General features: G+C 69.6%; 16 protein-coding genes. 9 read left to right on the top strand and 7 right to left on the bottom strand.

Annotation, left to right across the window (positions count from 1 at the left end):
- Positions 1-38: 38 nt before the first annotated feature.
- The 9 genes from JYG32_RS16735 to JYG32_RS16695 all read left to right on the top strand — a co-directional run bounded on the left by JYG32_RS16735 (position 39) and on the right by JYG32_RS16695 (position 9,679).
- Positions 39-1,793 (top strand): AMP-binding protein, encoded by a 1,755-nt coding sequence (locus JYG32_RS16735; RefSeq protein ID WP_213264140.1) that lies wholly within the window; start codon positions 39-41, stop codon positions 1,791-1,793.
- Positions 1,790-2,767, top strand: coding sequence for an acyl-CoA synthetase (locus tag JYG32_RS16730; RefSeq protein ID WP_213264139.1), 978 nt, complete (start codon positions 1,790-1,792; stop codon positions 2,765-2,767). Before JYG32_RS16735 ends, JYG32_RS16730 begins: the two co-directional genes overlap by 4 nt.
- Positions 2,764-3,399, top strand: a complete 636-nt coding sequence (locus JYG32_RS16725; protein ID WP_213264138.1) for an outer membrane lipoprotein carrier protein LolA — start codon at positions 2,764-2,766, stop codon at positions 3,397-3,399. The genes JYG32_RS16730 and JYG32_RS16725 overlap by 4 nt, the downstream gene beginning before the upstream one ends.
- Positions 3,399-5,864, top strand: coding sequence for an MMPL family transporter (locus tag JYG32_RS16720; RefSeq protein ID WP_213264137.1), 2,466 nt, complete (start codon positions 3,399-3,401; stop codon positions 5,862-5,864). The genes JYG32_RS16725 and JYG32_RS16720 overlap by 1 nt, the downstream gene beginning before the upstream one ends.
- Entirely contained in the window at positions 5,861-6,751 is an 891-nt protein-coding gene (locus JYG32_RS16715) for a polysaccharide deacetylase family protein (protein ID WP_213264136.1), read from the top strand. The genes JYG32_RS16720 and JYG32_RS16715 overlap by 4 nt, the downstream gene beginning before the upstream one ends.
- 63 nt (positions 6,752-6,814) lie before the next feature.
- On the top strand, positions 6,815-8,026 hold the full coding sequence (locus JYG32_RS16710) for a beta-ketoacyl-[acyl-carrier-protein] synthase family protein (protein WP_213264135.1): 1,212 nt from the start codon (positions 6,815-6,817) through the stop codon (positions 8,024-8,026).
- An 8-nt stretch (positions 8,027-8,034) separates the two neighbouring features.
- Positions 8,035-8,853 (top strand): beta-ketoacyl synthase chain length factor, encoded by an 819-nt coding sequence (locus tag JYG32_RS16705; RefSeq protein ID WP_213264134.1) that lies wholly within the window; start codon positions 8,035-8,037, stop codon positions 8,851-8,853.
- A complete protein-coding gene (locus tag JYG32_RS16700) occupies positions 8,850-9,353 on the top strand; it encodes a hotdog family protein (RefSeq protein ID WP_213264133.1) in 504 nt (167 codons plus the stop codon). The genes JYG32_RS16705 and JYG32_RS16700 overlap by 4 nt, the downstream gene beginning before the upstream one ends.
- Before the next feature lie 26 nt (positions 9,354-9,379).
- Positions 9,380-9,679, top strand: coding sequence for a hypothetical protein (locus JYG32_RS16695; RefSeq protein ID WP_213264132.1), 300 nt, complete (start codon positions 9,380-9,382; stop codon positions 9,677-9,679).
- 90 nt (positions 9,680-9,769) lie between these two features.
- Here JYG32_RS16695 and JYG32_RS16690 read toward each other — a convergent pair whose 3' ends face one another.
- The 7 genes from JYG32_RS16690 to mug all read right to left on the bottom strand — a co-directional run bounded on the left by JYG32_RS16690 (position 9,770) and on the right by mug (position 15,657).
- Positions 9,770-9,976, bottom strand: a complete 207-nt coding sequence (locus tag JYG32_RS16690) for a hypothetical protein (RefSeq protein WP_213264131.1) — start codon at positions 9,974-9,976, stop codon at positions 9,770-9,772.
- A gap of 109 nt (positions 9,977-10,085) precedes the next feature.
- Entirely contained in the window at positions 10,086-10,829 is a 744-nt protein-coding gene (gene phbB, locus JYG32_RS16685) for an acetoacetyl-CoA reductase (RefSeq protein WP_213264130.1), read from the bottom strand.
- Positions 10,830-11,046: 217 nt separating this feature from the next.
- On the bottom strand, positions 11,047-12,228 hold the full coding sequence (locus JYG32_RS16680; RefSeq protein WP_213264129.1) for an acetyl-CoA C-acetyltransferase: 1,182 nt from the start codon (positions 12,226-12,228) through the stop codon (positions 11,047-11,049).
- Between the two features lie 309 nt (positions 12,229-12,537).
- Positions 12,538-13,122, bottom strand: a complete 585-nt coding sequence (phaP, locus tag JYG32_RS16675; protein WP_174384459.1) for a TIGR01841 family phasin — start codon at positions 13,120-13,122, stop codon at positions 12,538-12,540.
- A 507-nt stretch (positions 13,123-13,629) separates the two neighbouring features.
- Positions 13,630-14,394, bottom strand: a complete 765-nt coding sequence (locus JYG32_RS16670; protein ID WP_048246937.1) for a ParA family protein — start codon at positions 14,392-14,394, stop codon at positions 13,630-13,632.
- A 101-nt stretch (positions 14,395-14,495) separates the two neighbouring features.
- The gene (locus JYG32_RS16665; protein WP_213264128.1) at positions 14,496-15,119 is read right to left on the bottom strand and encodes a DNA-3-methyladenine glycosylase; all 624 of its coding nucleotides are present in this window, start codon (positions 15,117-15,119) and stop codon (positions 14,496-14,498) included.
- The gene (gene mug, locus JYG32_RS16660) at positions 15,106-15,657 is read right to left on the bottom strand and encodes a G/U mismatch-specific DNA glycosylase (protein WP_213264127.1); all 552 of its coding nucleotides are present in this window, start codon (positions 15,655-15,657) and stop codon (positions 15,106-15,108) included. Before mug ends, JYG32_RS16665 begins: the two co-directional genes overlap by 14 nt.
- Between the last annotated feature and the right edge of the window lie 120 nt (positions 15,658-15,777).

The raw sequence follows: 15,777 nt of genomic DNA, 5'->3' as shown, positions 1-15,777 counted from the left end.
GCGGCCGCGCCGGCCTTCGCTCCCGTTTTTACCGATTTATGCCGACTCACCCGCTGGTATTCCATTCTTCGCCGGACCAGACGATCGCCTGGCGCGACGGTGCGCCCGTCACCGTGCGCGCGTTCGTCACCGACGTCACGCGCGTCGCCGCCGCACTGCCCGCCGGCGGCCACGTGTTCAACGTGTGCCGCGACCGCTACCGTTTCGCGGTCAGCCTGTGCGCGGCGCTCGTCGCCGGCAAGGTCAGCCTGTTGCCGTCGACGCACACGCCGGAAATGGTCCGCCAGCTCGCGTCGTTCGCGCCGGACGCGTTCTGCCTGCACGACGCACCCGACTGCGCGATCGACCTGCCGCGCTTCGCGTATCCCGACGCCGCCCCCGGCGACCTCGCCGACGATGCGCCGTTCGCGGTGCCGCAGATCGATGCGGCGCGGATCATGGCATATGTGTTCACGTCCGGCTCGACCGGCGCGCCGGTGCCGCACCGCAAGACCTGGGGCTTCCTGGTCGGCTGCGTGCGCGCGGCGGCCGACCGCCTCGGGCTGCTCGACGGTCGCGCGGCCACGCTGATCGGCACGGTGCCCGCGCAGCACATGTACGGCTTCGAGTCGACGGTGCTGCTCGCACTGATCGGCGGCCTCGCGTTCAGCAACCGCCAGCCGTTCTACCCGGTCGACATTCGCGACGAACTCGAAGCGATCCCGCAGCCGCGCGTGCTCGTCACGTCGCCGATCCACCTGCGCGCGCTGCTGTCGGCCGGCCATGCGCTGCCGTGCGCGGCGCTCGTGCTGTCGGCCACCGCGCCGCTGTCGGAAAAGCTCGCATGCGAAGCCGAGGCCGCGCTCGACGCGCCGCTCGTCGAGATCTACGGCAGCACCGAGACCGGCCAGATCGCAACCCGCCGCACGTCGCAGGGCGCGACGTGGGTGCTGTTCCCGGGCATCCGGCTCGACGCGCGCGACGAACCGGCAAGCGACGGCGCGGGCGACGACAGCGGGCCGACCGTCTGGGTGTCGGGCGGGCACGTCGAGGCGCCCGTGCCGATGGGCGATGCACTCGAACTGCTCGGCGACGGCCGCTTCCTGCTGCACGGCCGCAAGGCCGACCTCGTCAACATCGCCGGCAAGCGCACGTCGCTCGCGTATCTGAACCATCAGCTCAACGCGATTCCGGATGTAATCGACGGCGTGTTCTTCATGCCCGACGAAGCCGCGCCGGCGCACGACGACGCGAGCCTCGAACCGGTCACGCGCCTCGTCGCGCTCGTCGTCGCGCCGACGCTCGCGGCCGCCGATCTGCAGCGCGCGCTGCGCGAGCGGATCGATCCTGCGTTCATGCCGCGCCCGCTCGTGTTCGTCGATGCGCTGCCGCGCAACGAAACGGGCAAGCTGCCGCGCGACGTGCTCGCCGCGCTCGTTGCACGACACGCGCGTGCCGCGACCGCGCCGACGCCCGCACGCGACACGGCCGGCACGCCCGCGCTCGCGTTCACGATTCCCGCCGACCATCCGGCGCTGCCCGGCCATTTCCCCGGCCATCCGGTCGTGCCGGGCGTCGTGCTGCTCGATCACGCGATCCATGCGATCGGCGTGGCACTGAACCGCCCGCTGCACGCATGGCGGCTCGGTTCCGCGAAATTCCTGAGCCCGGTCGCGCCCGGCGAACCGCTCGATCTCGCGTTCGACACCGCAGCCGGCGGCGCGATCCGCTTCATGCTGCGCGCCGGGTCGCGCGATGTCGCGACCGGCGTGCTGTCCGCGCCGCCGGCCGCGCAGGACGGCGCGCAGCCATGAAGCGCACCGCGTGGGCCGAACGCCAGGAGCGCAGCAACGCGGGATTGCTGCGCACGATGACGTGGATCTCGCTGCGCTTCGGCCGGCAGCGCGCGCGCATCGTGCTGCACCTGATCGCGACGTATTTCGTGCTGTTCTCGCCGGTCGCATGCGCGGCGTCGCGCGACTACCTGCGCCGCGTGCTCGGCCGCCCCGCGCGCTGGCGCGACGTGTACCGGCACGTGTTCACGTTCGCGGCGACGATCCACGACCGCATCTACCTGATGAACGGGCGCTTCGACCTGTTCGACATCCGGCTGCACGGCGAAACGCTCGTCGACGATGCGCTCGCGGGCGGACGCGGCGTGTTCCTGATGGGCGCGCACCTCGGCAGCTTCGAGGTCGTGCGTGCGATCGGCCGCACGCGCCCGGACCTGCGCGTCGTCGTCACGATGTACGAGAAGAACGCGCGCAAGATCAACGCGACGCTCGCCGCGGTGAATCCGGCCGCGAAGCCGGAAGTGATCCCGCTGGGGCAGGTCGACTCGATGCTGAAGGTGCGCGAGCGCCTCGACGCGAACTGCATGATCGGCATGCTCGCCGACCGCACGCTGCTCGACGACGCGGCCGCGTCGCTGCGGCGGCTGCCGCTGCTCGGCGCGCCGGCCGCGTTCCCGCTCGGGCCGCTTTACATGGCCGCGATGCTGCGGCGCCCGGTGATCTTCATGACGGGCCTCTATCGCGACGGCAACCGCTACGATGTGCACTTCGAGACGCTCGCCGATTTCTCCGACGTGCGGCGCGACGCGCGCGCGGCGGCCGTCGACGCGGCACTCGCACGCTACGTCGCGCTGCTCGACCAGTACTGCCGCGCGGCGCCGTACAACTGGTTCAACTATTTCGATTTCTGGCAAGTCGGCGATGCCACGGCCGCGCGCCGCGACGCTGCGCGCGCCGCTGCCGACCTGCCCGCCACGAGGGATTCCGACGCATGACCGCCGTTCGCCGCTTCCTGCTCCCGTTCGCGTTGCCCCGCGTCGCCCGCTTGCTCGCCGCCACCGCCAGCGCGATCGCGCTGGCCGCGCCCGCGCACGCGGCCGACACGAGTTCGGCCTGGAACCTCGACCGGCTGATGTCGACGCTCGCGCAGCACAAGTCGGGACGCGCAACATTCACCGAGACGAAGTACCTGTCGATCGCCACGCAGCCGGTCGAATCATCCGGCGAACTCGTGTTCGTCGCGCCCGACCATCTGGAAAAGCACACGCTGAGCCCGAAGCCCGAACACCTCGTCGTCGACGGCGACATGCTCACCGTCGAGCGCAACAACCGCAAGTACACGCTCGCGCTCGCGCGCTATCCGGAACTCGGCGCGTTCATCGACAGCATCCGCGCGACGCTCGCCGGCAACCGCTTCGCGCTCGAACAGGTGTACAAGGTCGCGCTCGCCGGGCGCGGCGACGACTGGACGCTGACGCTCACGCCGCTCGACTCGCGGATGCTGAAGGTCGTCAGCACGATCACGCTCGACGGTACGCGCGACATGTTGCGCAGCGTCGCGATCCGGCAGGCCGACGGCGATCATTCGGTGATGCGCCTGCAACCCGTTCCGGCGAACCCGAACTGATGGACGAACGCATCCGGCCCTCGCCCGTCGCTCGCCGCCTGCACGTGTTGCGGCAGCGTGCGGTGCTCGTGTGGCTGCTCGCGCTCGTCGCGTGCGGTATCGCGATCGGCCGCGCACACTTCACGGCCGACCTGTCCGCGTTCCTGCCAGGCTCGCCGAGCGCCGGGCAGCGCGTACTCGTCGACCAGTTGCGCGACGGCATCGTGTCGCGGCTGATCCTCGTCGCGATCGACGGCGGCGATGCGGGCACGCGCGCCGCGCTGTCGCGGCGCGTCGCCAGCACGCTGCGCACCGATCCGCAGTTCGCAGCGGTTCACAACGGCGAAGCCGCGAACGATGCGCGCGACCGGCAGTTCATCTTCGATCACCGCTACCTGCTGAGCCCGGCCGTCACGCCGCAGCGCTTCAGCGCCGACGGCCTGCGCCAGGCGCTCGGCGACAGCCTCGACCTGCTGAGCTCGTCGGCCGGCCTCGTGGCCAAGGCAATGCTGCCGCGCGACCCGACCGGCGAAGTCACCGCGCTCGTCGACCAGTTCGACAGCGCCGCGGAACCGGCGAGCCGCGACGGCGTGTGGGCGTCGCGCGACGGCACGCGCGCGGTGCTCGTCGTGCAGACGGCCGCCGCCGGCTCCGATACCGACGCGCAGGCGCGCGCGATCGACACGGTGCGCCGTGCGTTCGCCGCCGCGACGCAGGCCGTGCCGAACGCAGCCGCAACCACGCTCGCGATGACGGGCCCCGGCGTGTTCTCGGTCGACATGCGCGACACGATCCGCCACGACGTCGAACGGCTGTCGACGGCGAGCGTCGTGCTGATCGTCGCGCTGCTGCTGACGCTGTACCGCTCGCCGCGCACGCTTGCGCTCGGGTTGCTGCCGGTGCTGACGGGCGTCGCGGCCGGGATCGCGGCGGTCAGCGTCGCATTCGGCACGGTCCACGGGCTGACGCTCGGCTTCGGCACGACGCTGATCGGCGAAGCCGTCGACTATTCGATCTACCTGTTCGTGCAATCGGCGCAGGCCGGCCCGCGCGGCGCCGCGCGCCCGGCCGATGCGACGCGCGCATGGCTCGCCGCGTACTGGCCGACGATCCGGCTCGGCGTGCTGACGTCCGTGTGCGGGTTCGCGTCGATGCTGTTCTCCGGATTCCCGGGCCTCGTGCAGCTCGGGCTGTATTCGATCGTCGGGCTGACGGCCGCCGCGCTTGTCACGCGCTTCGTGCTGCCGCACCTGCGCGGCGAGCATGTCGCGATCCGCGACGTGTCGCGCGTCGGCGCCGTGCTCGCGCGCGCGGCCGACGCCGCGCCGCGGTTGCGCTGGCCGCTCGCCGTGCTCGTGATCGCCGCGTGCGCGACGCTCGTGCTGCATCGCGACGGCCTGTGGAGCCGCGAGCTCGCGGCGCTCAGCCCCGTGCCGGCGCACGCGCAGGCGCTCGACGCACGGCTGCGCGCCGATGTCGGCGCGCCCGACGTGCGTTACCTCGTCGTGATTTCCGCGCCGACCGAACAGGCCGCGCTCGAACGCGCGGAACAGGTCGCCGCGCAACTGCAGCCGCTCGTCGACCAGGGCACGCTCGCAGGTTTCGAAAGCCCCGCACGCTACCTGCCGAGCGAGGCCGCGCAGCGCGCGCGCCAGGCGAGCCTGCCGGACGCGGACGTGCTCGCCGCGCGGATGCGCGACGCCGTCGCGAACCAGCCGATCGCGGTGAAGCCCGACCTGTTCGCGCCGTTCATCGCCGACGTCGGAGCCGCGCGCCACGCGCCGCTGCTGACGCGCGCGGACTTGCGCGGCACGTCGATGGCGCTCGCCGTCAATGCGCTGCTGACCGAACGCGAGGGCCGCTGGAGCGCGATGCTGCCGCTGCGCGCGCCGGATGCCGCACGCACCGCGCAGCCGGCGCAAGGGCTCGACGCGACGCCGATTCGCGCGACCGTCGCGCGCGCGGGCGTACCCGATGCGCTGTTCGTCGACATGAAGGCCGAAGCCGATCGCCTGTACGTGAGCTACGTGCACGAGGACATCCGGCTGTCGCTCGCGGGTTTCGCGGCGATCGCCGTGCTGCTGCTGATCGCGCTGCGCTCGCCGCGCCGTGCCGTGCGCGCGCTCGCCCCGCTCGTCGCGGCCGTGCTGGTCGTGACGGCCGGCTTCGCACTCGCCGGCGTGCAACTGACGATCCTGCACCTCGTCGGCATGCTGCTGATCGTCGCGGTCGGCTCGAACTACGCGCTGTTCTTCTGCAAACGCGACGACGCGCAGCCCGTCACGCCGTACACGCTCGTGTCGCTGCTGATCGCGAACCTCGCGACGGTTGCCGGCTTCGGGCTGCTGGCGCTGTCGCGGGTGCCGCTGCTCGAAACCTTCGGGCTGACCGTCGGCCCCGGCGCGATGCTCGCGCTCGCGTTCGCGGCGATTCTCGCGCCGCGCGCCGCGGCGGCCGGCGATCGTCGTCAACGGAGTACGGCATGAACGCGCCGTCGTCCGTTCCGCCGCGCCAGCCCGGCCAGTCCGGCGTACGCCGCTGGAAGCCGACGCCGCTGATCGCGGGCACGGCCGCGCTGCACGCGGGCGCGGCCGCCGCCGTCGTCGCGCAGCCGGCCGCGTGGCCGTGGGCCGTCGGCGGCGTGGTCGCGTCGCATCTCGCGCTGACGGCAGCCGGCCTGTGGCCGCGCAGCACGCTGCTCGGCCCGAACTGGACGCGCCTGCCGGCCGGCGCCGGCCGCCGGATCGCGCTGACGATCGACGACGGCCCGGACCCGGACGTCACGCCGCGCGTACTCGACCTGCTCGACCGTTACGACGCGCGCGCGACGTTCTTCTGCATCGGCGATCTCGCGCGCCGTCATCCGCGGTGGATCGAGGCGATCGTCGCGCGCGGTCACGCGGTCGAGAACCACAGCCAGCGGCACCGGCATACGTTCTCGCTGTCGGGGCCCGCCGCGCTGCGGCGCGAGATCGCGGCCGCGCAGCAGACGCTGACCGATATCGCCGGCACGCACCCGCTTTTCTTCCGCGCACCGGCCGGCCTGCGCAATCCGTTTCTCGAACCGGTGCTGTGCGAACTCGGCCTGCAGCTTGCGAGCTGGACGCGGCGCGGCTTCGACACGCGCGCGCGCGACGCCGCGACCGTCACACGCCGCCTGCTGCACGGCCTCGCACCGCGCGACATCCTGCTCGTGCACGACGGTCACGCGGCACGTGACGCGCGCGGCGAACCGGTCGTGCTCGACGTACTGCAAGCGGTGCTGCGCGCGGCCGCCGATGCGCAACTGCACTGGACCACGTTGCGCGCGGCGCTCGCGCCCGAATCGCCCGGCCAGCCGGGCGTGCCGGCTCCCCCGTTTGATAGAATCTGACCTCGAACGGCGCGCCTGCCAGCCCTGCTGCGGCGCCCGTTCCGGCCACCGGATGCGACCCTCGTGAAACCTCTCCTGCTCTCGCACTTCACCGCCACCAGCTGCATCGGCCGCGGCCTCGCCGCGACCCTCGACGCGCTGCGCGACGCTCGCGGCGGGCTCGCGCCGTGCGACTTCGAGCGCGCGGATCTCGACACGTGGATCGGCGCGGTGGGCGACGTCGATGCGCAACCCGTGCGCGCGGACCTCGCCGACTTCGAATGCCGCAACAACCGCCTCGCGCAGCTCGCCCTCACGCAGGACGGCTTCGACGCAAGCGTCGCGGCGGCGGTGGCGCGCTACGGCGCGGCGCGCGTCGGCGTGTTCGTCGGCACGAGCACGGCCGGCATCCTCGAGACCGAACGCGCGTACCAGCGCCGCGACCCGGCGAGCGGCGCGCTGCCCGCCGACTTTCGTTATGCGCACACGCACAACCCGTATTCGCCGGCCGCGTTCGTGCGCGCATATTTCGCGCTACGCGGGCCGGCGATGGCGATCTCGTCCGCCTGCTCGTCCGGCGCGAAGGTGTTCGGCTCCGCGCGCCGCATGATCGAGGCCGGGTTGATCGACGCGGCCGTCGTCGGCGGCGTCGATTCGCTGTGCCTGACGACGCTGTACGGCTTCAATTCGCTCGAACTGCTGTCGCGCCGTCCGTGCCGGCCGTTCGACGTTGCGCGCGACGGCATCTCGATCGGCGAGGCCGCAGCGTTCGCGCTCGTCGAACGCGTGCCCGAACCGCCCGCCGCGCTCGACGGCAACGCGATCCTGCTGCTCGGCATCGGCGAATCGAGCGATGCGCACCACATGTCGTCGCCGCATCCGGACGGGCTCGGTGCGCGCGTCGCGATCGAGCAGGCGCTCGCGTCCGCCGGCCTCGACGCGACCGACATCGACTACGTGAACCTGCACGGCACCGCGACGCCGAGCAACGACGCGGCCGAAAGCCGTGCGGTCGGCGCGCTGTTCGCCAGCACACCGTGCAGCTCGACGAAGGGCGCGACCGGCCACACGCTCGGCGCGGCCGGCGCGCTCGAGGCGGTCGTCGCCGCGCTCGCGCTGCGCGAGCAGTTCGTGCCGGCCGGCGTCAACACGACGGACCCCGACCCGGCGCTCGCCGCCGACTACGTGCTCGCGAGCCGCGATACGCGTGTGCGCGCCGTGCTCTCCAATTCGTTCGGCTTCGGCGGCACGAATTGCAGCCTGATCCTCGGCCGCGCCGATCACGCACGCCGTTGAGGCCCGCCATGACACTCACCGCCTTCATCGAAAGCATCGGCCTCGTCGGGCCGGGATTGAACGACTGGCCGCATGCAGCCGACGTGCTCGCGGGCCGCGCGGCCTATGCGAGCGCACGCACCATGCTGCCGCCGCCGGCCGGCCTGCCGTCGGCCGAACGGCGCCGCACGGGCCCCGTCGTGCGCGTCGCGCTCGCGGTCGGCCACGAAGCGGTCGCCGCGAGCGGACGCGATGCGGCCACGCTCGCGACCGTGTTCAGCGCGTCCGGCGGCGACGGCCAGAACTGCCACGCGATCTGCGAAACGCTCGCCGGCGACGATCGGCAGCTATCGCCGACGCGTTTCCACAACTCGGTACACAACGCGCCGGCCGGTTACTGGAGCATCGCGACCCGCGCGATGGCGACGTCGAACGTGCTGTGCGCGCACGACGGCAGCTTTGCCGCGGGCCTGCTCGAGAGCCTGTGCCAGGTCGCGGTCGATCGCGTGCCGAGCCTGCTGATCGCATACGACACCGACTATCCGGAACCGCTGCGCACGGTGCGGCCGATCGGCGACGCGTTCGGCGTCGCGCTCGTGCTCGCGCCGGAAGCAAGCGAACGTGCGCTCGCCCGCATCGACGTGCAGCTCACCGACGCGCCCGCCACGACGCTCGCGAATGCCGAGCTCGACGCACTGCGCACCGGCACTCCGGCCGCGCGCGTGCTGCCGCTGCTCGACGCGCTCGCCGCGCGGCGCTCGACGCGCGTCGTGCTCGACTATCTGGCCGATACGCGCGTGCAGGTCGACGTCGCGATGCCGGATGCCTTCGCGGAGCGTACGAAATGACCGCGACGCCCCCGTTGACGCCGCCGCTCGACCACGCGTGGATCGCCGCGCACATTCCGCACGGCGGCACGATGTGCGTGCTCGATACGGTCGATGCGTGGGACGCCGAACGCATCCGTTGCACCGCGACGAGCCACCGCGATCCGCACAACCCGCTGCGCTCGCACGGCCGGCTCGCGTCGGTCTGCGGCATCGAATACGCGGCGCAGGCGATGGCCGTGCACGGCGCATTGCTCGGTGCGCACGAAGAACGTCCACGCGTCGGCTATCTGGCGAGCGTGCGCAATGTCGACGCGTTCGTCGACCGGCTCGACACGTTCGACGAACCGCTCACCGTCGACGCGGAGCGTGTGAGCGGCGACGGCCGCTCGGTGCTGTACGGCTTCGCGTTGCGCTGCGGCGATCGCGTGCTGCTGTCCGGCCGCGCCGCGGTGATGCTCGACGCATCGGCAGGCGGCACGTTCGACCCGCCGCCCGCCGGCAATTCGAATCCTCGCTGAAGAGGCTTACTCAAGGAAACCAGGTCGTGAAAGTTCGTCAGTTCATTGGCACCGCGCTCGTTCTGGCGCTGATCAGCCCGATCGCGCACGCGGACATGTCGGAAGTGAAGCAGGACATCAAGCGCGATTCGAAGGAAGCCGCGCACAAGACCGGTGAGGCGGCACGCAGCTTCGGCCACGCGACCGCGAGCGCCGCGAAGACCGTCGGGCACGGGGTCGCACACGCGTCGCGCGAAGGCTGGGATGCCACCAAGCGAACGACGAAGCGGATCTTCCACAAGAACGACTCGGGCGAGTCGGGTGGAAAGAGCGAAAAGAGCAATTGATCACGTGCATCGCGCGCATCACCGACTGCATGCGCGCGATGCATGACCGTCCGTCATTCGCGACGTCGCGTTAGTACGACGTCGCCGGTGTCAACGCGCGCCGCGCATGCGGCGTGCCGGCTTCGCCGGCCTGCGCGCGAAGCGCTTGCCGTACGCGACGAGCCAGCAATCGCGATGATCGAAGTTCCGCAGCAGCCGCGCGCGGCGCCGCTCGAGCCAGTAGAGCGAGATCGCCATCGTCAGCGCGACGGCCAGTGCCGAGCCGCCGATCGCGAGTCCCATCCAGGTGTCACCCATGCCTTCTCCGGAATGCGAGGCCAAAGCGGCGCACCTGCCGCCGCTCCGGCACTGGATACAGCGGAACGCGGCCCGGCACGCGCGCGAACGCGGTCCGGGCCGCCGCGCGTCAGTGCATGTGCTGGCCGCCGTTGATCGCGATGTTGGAGCCCGTCACGAAGCCGGCCTCCTCCGAGCACAGGTAAGCGACCAGTGCCGCGACTTCCTCGGGCTTGCCGAGCCGCCCCACCGGAATTTGCGGGAGGATCTTCGTGTCGAGGATCTCCTGCGGGATCGCCGTGACCATCTTCGTCGCGAGGTAGCCCGGCGACACCGTGTTCACCGTCACGCCCTTGCGCGCGATTTCCAGCGCGAGCGATTTCGTGAACCCGTGCATGCCGGCCTTCGCGGCCGCGTAGTTGGTCTGGCCCACCGAACCCTTCGAGCCGTTCACCGACGAGATGTTGACGATGCGCCCCCAGCCGCGCTCGACCATGCCTTCGCAGACGGGCTTCGTCATGTTGAACACGGAATCGAGGTTCGTGCGGATCACGGCATCCCAGTTCACCTTGTCGAGCTTGCGCAGCGTCATGTCGCGCGTGATGCCCGCGTTGTTCACGAGAATGTCGACCGGGCCGACGTCCCGCACGATCTTCTCGATGCATTGCTGGCACGAATCGTGATCGGCCACGTCCACCGGGTACGCATGGAACTCGCGACCGGCCGCGTGCATCTCGGACAGCCAGCGGTCCGCGCCGGTGTTGTTCGGCGAATACGTGACGACTACCCGGTGGCCCGCGTCGTTCAACCTGATGCTGACCGCTTCGCCGAGGCCGCCCATTCCACCTGTCACAACTGCAATTCGCTTAGTCATCCTATAAATTACCGACAAAAAAGTAATCGATGAATGCGGGGCGACGGCATCGCACATGCTGCCGCCCCACCGCTTCGATGCGCGGCCGCCCGCGTCGCGGGTGCGGCACGCACCGGAACTTCGCGCTTGTTGTTGGCTGCTTGTCGTGCGCGAAAGCCGCTTCGCGCGGATGCTGCGCTTGCCGGCGCCGCATCCGCGTAATGTCGTCAGACCCTGCTCAGACGCGCTCGACCGCGAGCGCGACACCCATCCCGCCGCCGATGCACAGCGACGCCAGCCCGCGCTTCGCATCGCGCTTGGCCATCTCGTGCAGCAGCGTCACCAGGATCCGGCAGCCCGATGCGCCGATCGGGTGACCGATCGCGATCGCCCCGCCGTTCACGTTCACCTTCGACGTGTCCCAGCCCATCTGCTTGTGCACCGCCAGCGCCTGCGCCGCGAACGCTTCGTTGATCTCCATCAGGTCCAGGTCGCCCGGCGTCCAGCCCGCGCGCTCCAGGCACCGGCGCGAGGCCGGCACCGGGCCCATGCCCATCACGCTCGGATCCACGCCCGCGTTCGCATACGCCTTGATCCGCGCAAGCGGCGTCAGGCCGAGTGCCGCCGCCTTCTGCGCCGACATCACCAGCACCGCCGCCGCGCCGTCGTTCAGACCCGATGCGTTCGCCGCCGTCACCGAACCGTCCTTCGAGAACGCCGGCTTCAGCCCCGCCAGCGATTCCGCCGTCACGCCGTGACGCACGAATTCATCGGTCGCGAACTGCAGCGGCTCGCCCTTGCGTTGCGGAATCGACACCGGCACGATCTCGTCGTTGAAGCGCCCGGCCTTCTGCGCGGCTTCCGCCTTGTTCTGCGACAGCGCCGCGAACGCGTCCTGCTCTTCGCGCGTGATCCCGTATTCCTTCGCGACGTTCTCCGCCGTGATGCCCATGTGGTACTGGTTGTACACGTCCCACAGGCCGTCGACGATCATCGTGTCGACCAGCTTCGCGTCGCCCATCCGGAACCCGTCGCGCGAGCCCGGCAGCACGTGCGGCGACGCGCTCATGTTCTCCTGGCCGCCCGCGATCACGATCTCCGCGTCGCCCGCGACGATCGCATTCGCCGCCAGCATCACGGCCTTCAGGCCCGAGCCGCACACCTTGTTGATCGTCATCCCCGGCACTGCCGCCGGCAGCCCGGCCTTGATCAGCGACTGCCGCGCCGGGTTCTGCCCCGAGCCGGCCGTCAGCACCTGGCCCATGATCACTTCGCTCACCTGCTCCGGCTTCACGCCGGCGCGCTCCAGCACCGCGCGGATCACCGTCGCGCCCAGCTCGGGCGCCGCAATCTTCGCAAGCGAGCCGCCGAATTTGCCGACCGCGGTCCGCGCGGCCGATACGATCACTACGTCCGTCATGTTCAGTTCCTGCATCGAAATCAGTTCGTCGTTCTGACGCCGGCACGCGCCGGCTGCAACTGGCCATGGCGCACGTCGGGCCATCCGGCGCGACAACGGTCGCACGCCGACGCGCCACGAGCAGCGTCCGGTCGCACCGGCGGCACACCGGCACGGCCCGCACATGCACCCGCGCGTTGCGGCAAACCCGAGGTACGCCGTGCACCGCGCGGCACACGCGGGGTGCACGGCGCCATCCGGCGCCGATCAATCGTGTCGCGCCTGCGCGCGACACGCGGTCACTCCGCGGTCGCGTCCGCGGTCACGTCGTTACGCAGCCGATTCGCGCGCAGCCGCGGCGTCCTTGCGTGCGGCGACGGCCGTCTGCTTGCCGCCACGCGTGGCCGTTTCGCTGACCGCATCGAAGCCGCTCTGGGCGGCTTCGATCGCCTGCCCCGTCGCTGCACGCACGGAGTCGGCCGCGGCCGTCGCCGCGGACAGCGCCGAATTCAGCGCAGCCACCACCGGTGCCGAACCGGCCGGCGCGTGCTTCGACAGTTCGCCGAGCACGTCCTTCAGGCGCTTGTCGTTCTGTTCGTATTGGGTCTGCGCGACCTTCGCCCATTCGGATTGCGTCGACACCGCGATGTCGAACAGATGGCGGCCGTACGACACGACCTTGCCGGCCGCTTCCTGCGGGGCGGCCACCTGCTGCGCGAAACCCGCGGCCGGATTGCTGCTGTTGAAGGCGTTCTTCAGCTTGTCTTCGTATTCCTCGAGCGCCGTCCGGGCCGCCTGCAGGTTGAGTTCGACGACAGCCTCGAAACCTTGGATCGCCGGACGGGCGATCGCAAACCACGCGGCGATACCGGATTGATAATCGGCGGCGAGTTTTTCGGGGGCAAATACGGACATCGGGCACGCTCCTGTTAGCAATGCGAGAGACGACTTAAAGAAAAATGGAAGCCGGATCGACAGCCGGTCCCTTATTGACAACCCGTCACTTATTTAAGCACGAGCAGTTGAAGGAGGCCATTCTAGATCGATTAATTGTCAATTAAATGGCATTAATGATAGGTATAAACCCTTACCCCTCATCCGAACGGCCGCTGGAGCCCGTGACACGTTGACATCGCAGAGGATATGTCGCAACGCCCTGCTCTGGAACGATTTTTACCTTTTTACAGCATAACGTACCATGACTTTTCGCAACATTTACCTGCGCATTATTCCGGTTATTAGGAAACAGGTGCGCATTGAAGATGAAGCGGTCACTTATGTAATCGTTTTTCCAGATTTATTATGAAATCGTTTCCGGGATTATTAATGATGGAATCAATGATCGGATGAATTGCGGGTCGCAATGAATAAACCTGGTGCGAGCGCATGAAGCGGCCGCGGCCAGTCCCGGCGTGCGCGCGATCAGCCCGCCAGTTCGCGATGCAGCGCGCGGAATTCCTGCGCGAGCTTGTGCCCGGGTTCGAGATGGATCACGGGCTTGGACTGCTGATGCGACTCGCGGATCTTCACCGACGCCGACAGCCTCGACGCGAGCACCGGCAGCCCTTCGTCGACGAGTTCGTCGACCAGCTGCTGCGGCAGGCTCGCGCGCGGCTGGAACTGGTTGATGACGATGCCTTCCACCTCGAGCGCCGCGTTGTGGTCCTGCTGGATTTCCTTCACGTTCTCGAGCAGCGTGTACAGCGCGCGGCGCGAGAAATCGTCGCAGTCGAACGGGATCAGGCAGCGCTCGACCGCGATCAGCGCCGAGCGCGTGTAGAAATTCAGCGCGGGCGGCGTGTCGATGTATACGGCGTCGTAGGTGTCGAGCTCGTTCAGCGCGTCGCGCAGCTTGTAGATCTTGTAGCGCGATTCGAGCTTGCCGTGCAGCGTGTCGAGGTCCGGATGCGCGGGCATCACGTCGAGCCCTTCGAACGGGGTCGGATGGATGAATGATGCGACGTCGACCGGACGGAAGTTGAAGGTCAGCGCGGTTTCGAAGAAACCGGCGACGCCCGGTTGCGCGTCGGCTGCGGCGTCGCCGAGCAGGTAGCGCGTGGAGTTCGCCTGCGCATCGAGGTCGATGACGAGCGTGCGCAACCCTTCGCTCGCGCTGATCGCCGCCAGGTTGCAGACGATCGTCGATTTACCCACGCCGCCCTTCTGGTTGAATACGACCCGCCGCATTGTGTCCCCCTCGATCGAAACGTCGAAAGGACCAGCTTAGCCGGTCAATAATGGCGGCTGCGTGACGCAGATCGATTTACGCGCGATTGTGCGCGGCACGCTCAGATGCGCGGCAGCGCCCCCGACACATACCAGTTGCCGGGCACGCTCCACCGCCACGGGAGATCCTTGCCGACGCGAATGCCGATGCGCGGCCCGCCCGCCAGATCCGCGGGCGGCGCCATGCCGTCGTCCACGACCGCGAACCCTTCGCGCGCGCCAACGAGATCCGCGCCGTCATGCGCTCCGCCGATCCCCATCGCCTGGGTCAGCCGCGCCGGCCCGCGGCACAGGTCGCGATCGCGCGTCAGCGGCGGCCGTGCCGCACGCATCCGTTCGAGCCCGTGCAGCGGTTCCAGCGCACGGATCAGCACGCCCGTTCCCATGCCATCCGGGCCGCACACGCAATTGCAGCACCAGTGCATGCCGTATGTGAAATAGACGTACAGGTGCCCGGGCGGCCCGAACATCGTCGCATTGCGCGGCGTCTTGCCGCGATAGGTATGCGCCGCCGGGTCGATCGCGCCGGCATAGGCCTCCACTTCGACGATGCGGCCGGCCCGACCGTCGGCTGCCGCGAGGATCTTGTTAAGCAGTTGAGGTGCGACGTCGGTGGCCGTGCGATCGGAGAACGCCCGCGGCAACACGGTGCCCGGCCATGGGGATGCCGTCTTACTGCGTCGCACCCGGCTGCCCCTCCGGCTGACGACCGGAAACGGTCGTCGCCTGCAGATAAAGCTGACGATACGCCTTGACCAGCTCGTCGAGGCCGAACGCAAGGTTTCTCCCGCTGGGATTGGGCAGCACCCAGACGCTCGCGCGCTGCAAGCGCGCCGGCTGCACTCCCCACGCGACTTCGCGTTGCCCCGACAGCGCCGAGTACGCCGCCTTGCCGAGAAACGCGACAAAGCGCGGCCTATAACGCGCTACCTTCTGCTCGAACTCCGCCGCCGCGGCGACGAATTCCGCGCGCGAAAGCTGATCGGCACTCGCCGTCGGCCGCTTCACCACTGCTGTCACGCCACAGCCGTACCGGAGTATTGCGCGATCGTCCTGCGGAGGAATTTCCGTCGGCGTGAAACCCGCGAGATGAATTACGCGCCAGAAGCGGTTGCTCCTCCCCGCGAAGTGATGCCCGGTCGCGGCGGCGGTCATGCCGGGGTTGATCCCGCAGAACAGCACGTCGAGATGCGGAGCGATGAGGTCGGGGAGTGCGTCAGCCACGTTTCGCCTGGAGTGCGACGTACAAGGAAGTAAACGAAGAAAGGCCCGAAGACCCGGGCCAAGCAAGCGGCTTGACTCGGACATTCGGGCCCATCGCGATGCGGGATGCCGACTTGCCGA

The organism is Burkholderia pyrrocinia (assembly GCF_018417535.1).
Lineage (GTDB): Bacteria > Pseudomonadota > Gammaproteobacteria > Burkholderiales > Burkholderiaceae > Burkholderia > Burkholderia pyrrocinia_E.
The sequence above is the reverse complement of the archived record's forward strand: the minus strand, read 5'-3'. Positions and strand labels throughout refer to the sequence as shown.

What these genes read in the sequence shown, in the direction of transcription:
- JYG32_RS16720 (WP_213264137.1), top strand. Translation starts at nt 3,399, where the DNA reads ATGGACGAACGCATCCGGCCCTCGCCCGTCGCTCGCCGCCTGCACGTG.
- JYG32_RS16735 (WP_213264140.1), top strand. Translation starts at nt 39, where the DNA reads ATGCCGACTCACCCGCTGGTATTCCATTCTTCGCCGGACCAGACGATC.
- JYG32_RS16690 (WP_213264131.1), bottom strand. Translation starts at nt 9,976, where the DNA reads ATGGGTGACACCTGGATGGGACTCGCGATCGGCGGCTCGGCACTGGCC.
- JYG32_RS16730 (WP_213264139.1), top strand. Translation starts at nt 1,790, where the DNA reads ATGAAGCGCACCGCGTGGGCCGAACGCCAGGAGCGCAGCAACGCGGGA.
- JYG32_RS16680 (WP_213264129.1), bottom strand. Translation starts at nt 12,228, where the DNA reads ATGACGGACGTAGTGATCGTATCGGCCGCGCGGACCGCGGTCGGCAAA.
- JYG32_RS16670 (WP_048246937.1), bottom strand. Translation starts at nt 14,394, where the DNA reads ATGCGGCGGGTCGTATTCAACCAGAAGGGCGGCGTGGGTAAATCGACG.
- JYG32_RS16715 (WP_213264136.1), top strand. Translation starts at nt 5,861, where the DNA reads ATGAACGCGCCGTCGTCCGTTCCGCCGCGCCAGCCCGGCCAGTCCGGC.
- phaP (WP_174384459.1), bottom strand. Translation starts at nt 13,122, where the DNA reads ATGTCCGTATTTGCCCCCGAAAAACTCGCCGCCGATTATCAATCCGGT.
- JYG32_RS16725 (WP_213264138.1), top strand. Translation starts at nt 2,764, where the DNA reads ATGACCGCCGTTCGCCGCTTCCTGCTCCCGTTCGCGTTGCCCCGCGTC.
- phbB (WP_213264130.1), bottom strand. Translation starts at nt 10,829, where the DNA reads ATGACTAAGCGAATTGCAGTTGTGACAGGTGGAATGGGCGGCCTCGGC.
- JYG32_RS16700 (WP_213264133.1), top strand. Translation starts at nt 8,850, where the DNA reads ATGACCGCGACGCCCCCGTTGACGCCGCCGCTCGACCACGCGTGGATC.
- JYG32_RS16705 (WP_213264134.1), top strand. Translation starts at nt 8,035, where the DNA reads ATGACACTCACCGCCTTCATCGAAAGCATCGGCCTCGTCGGGCCGGGA.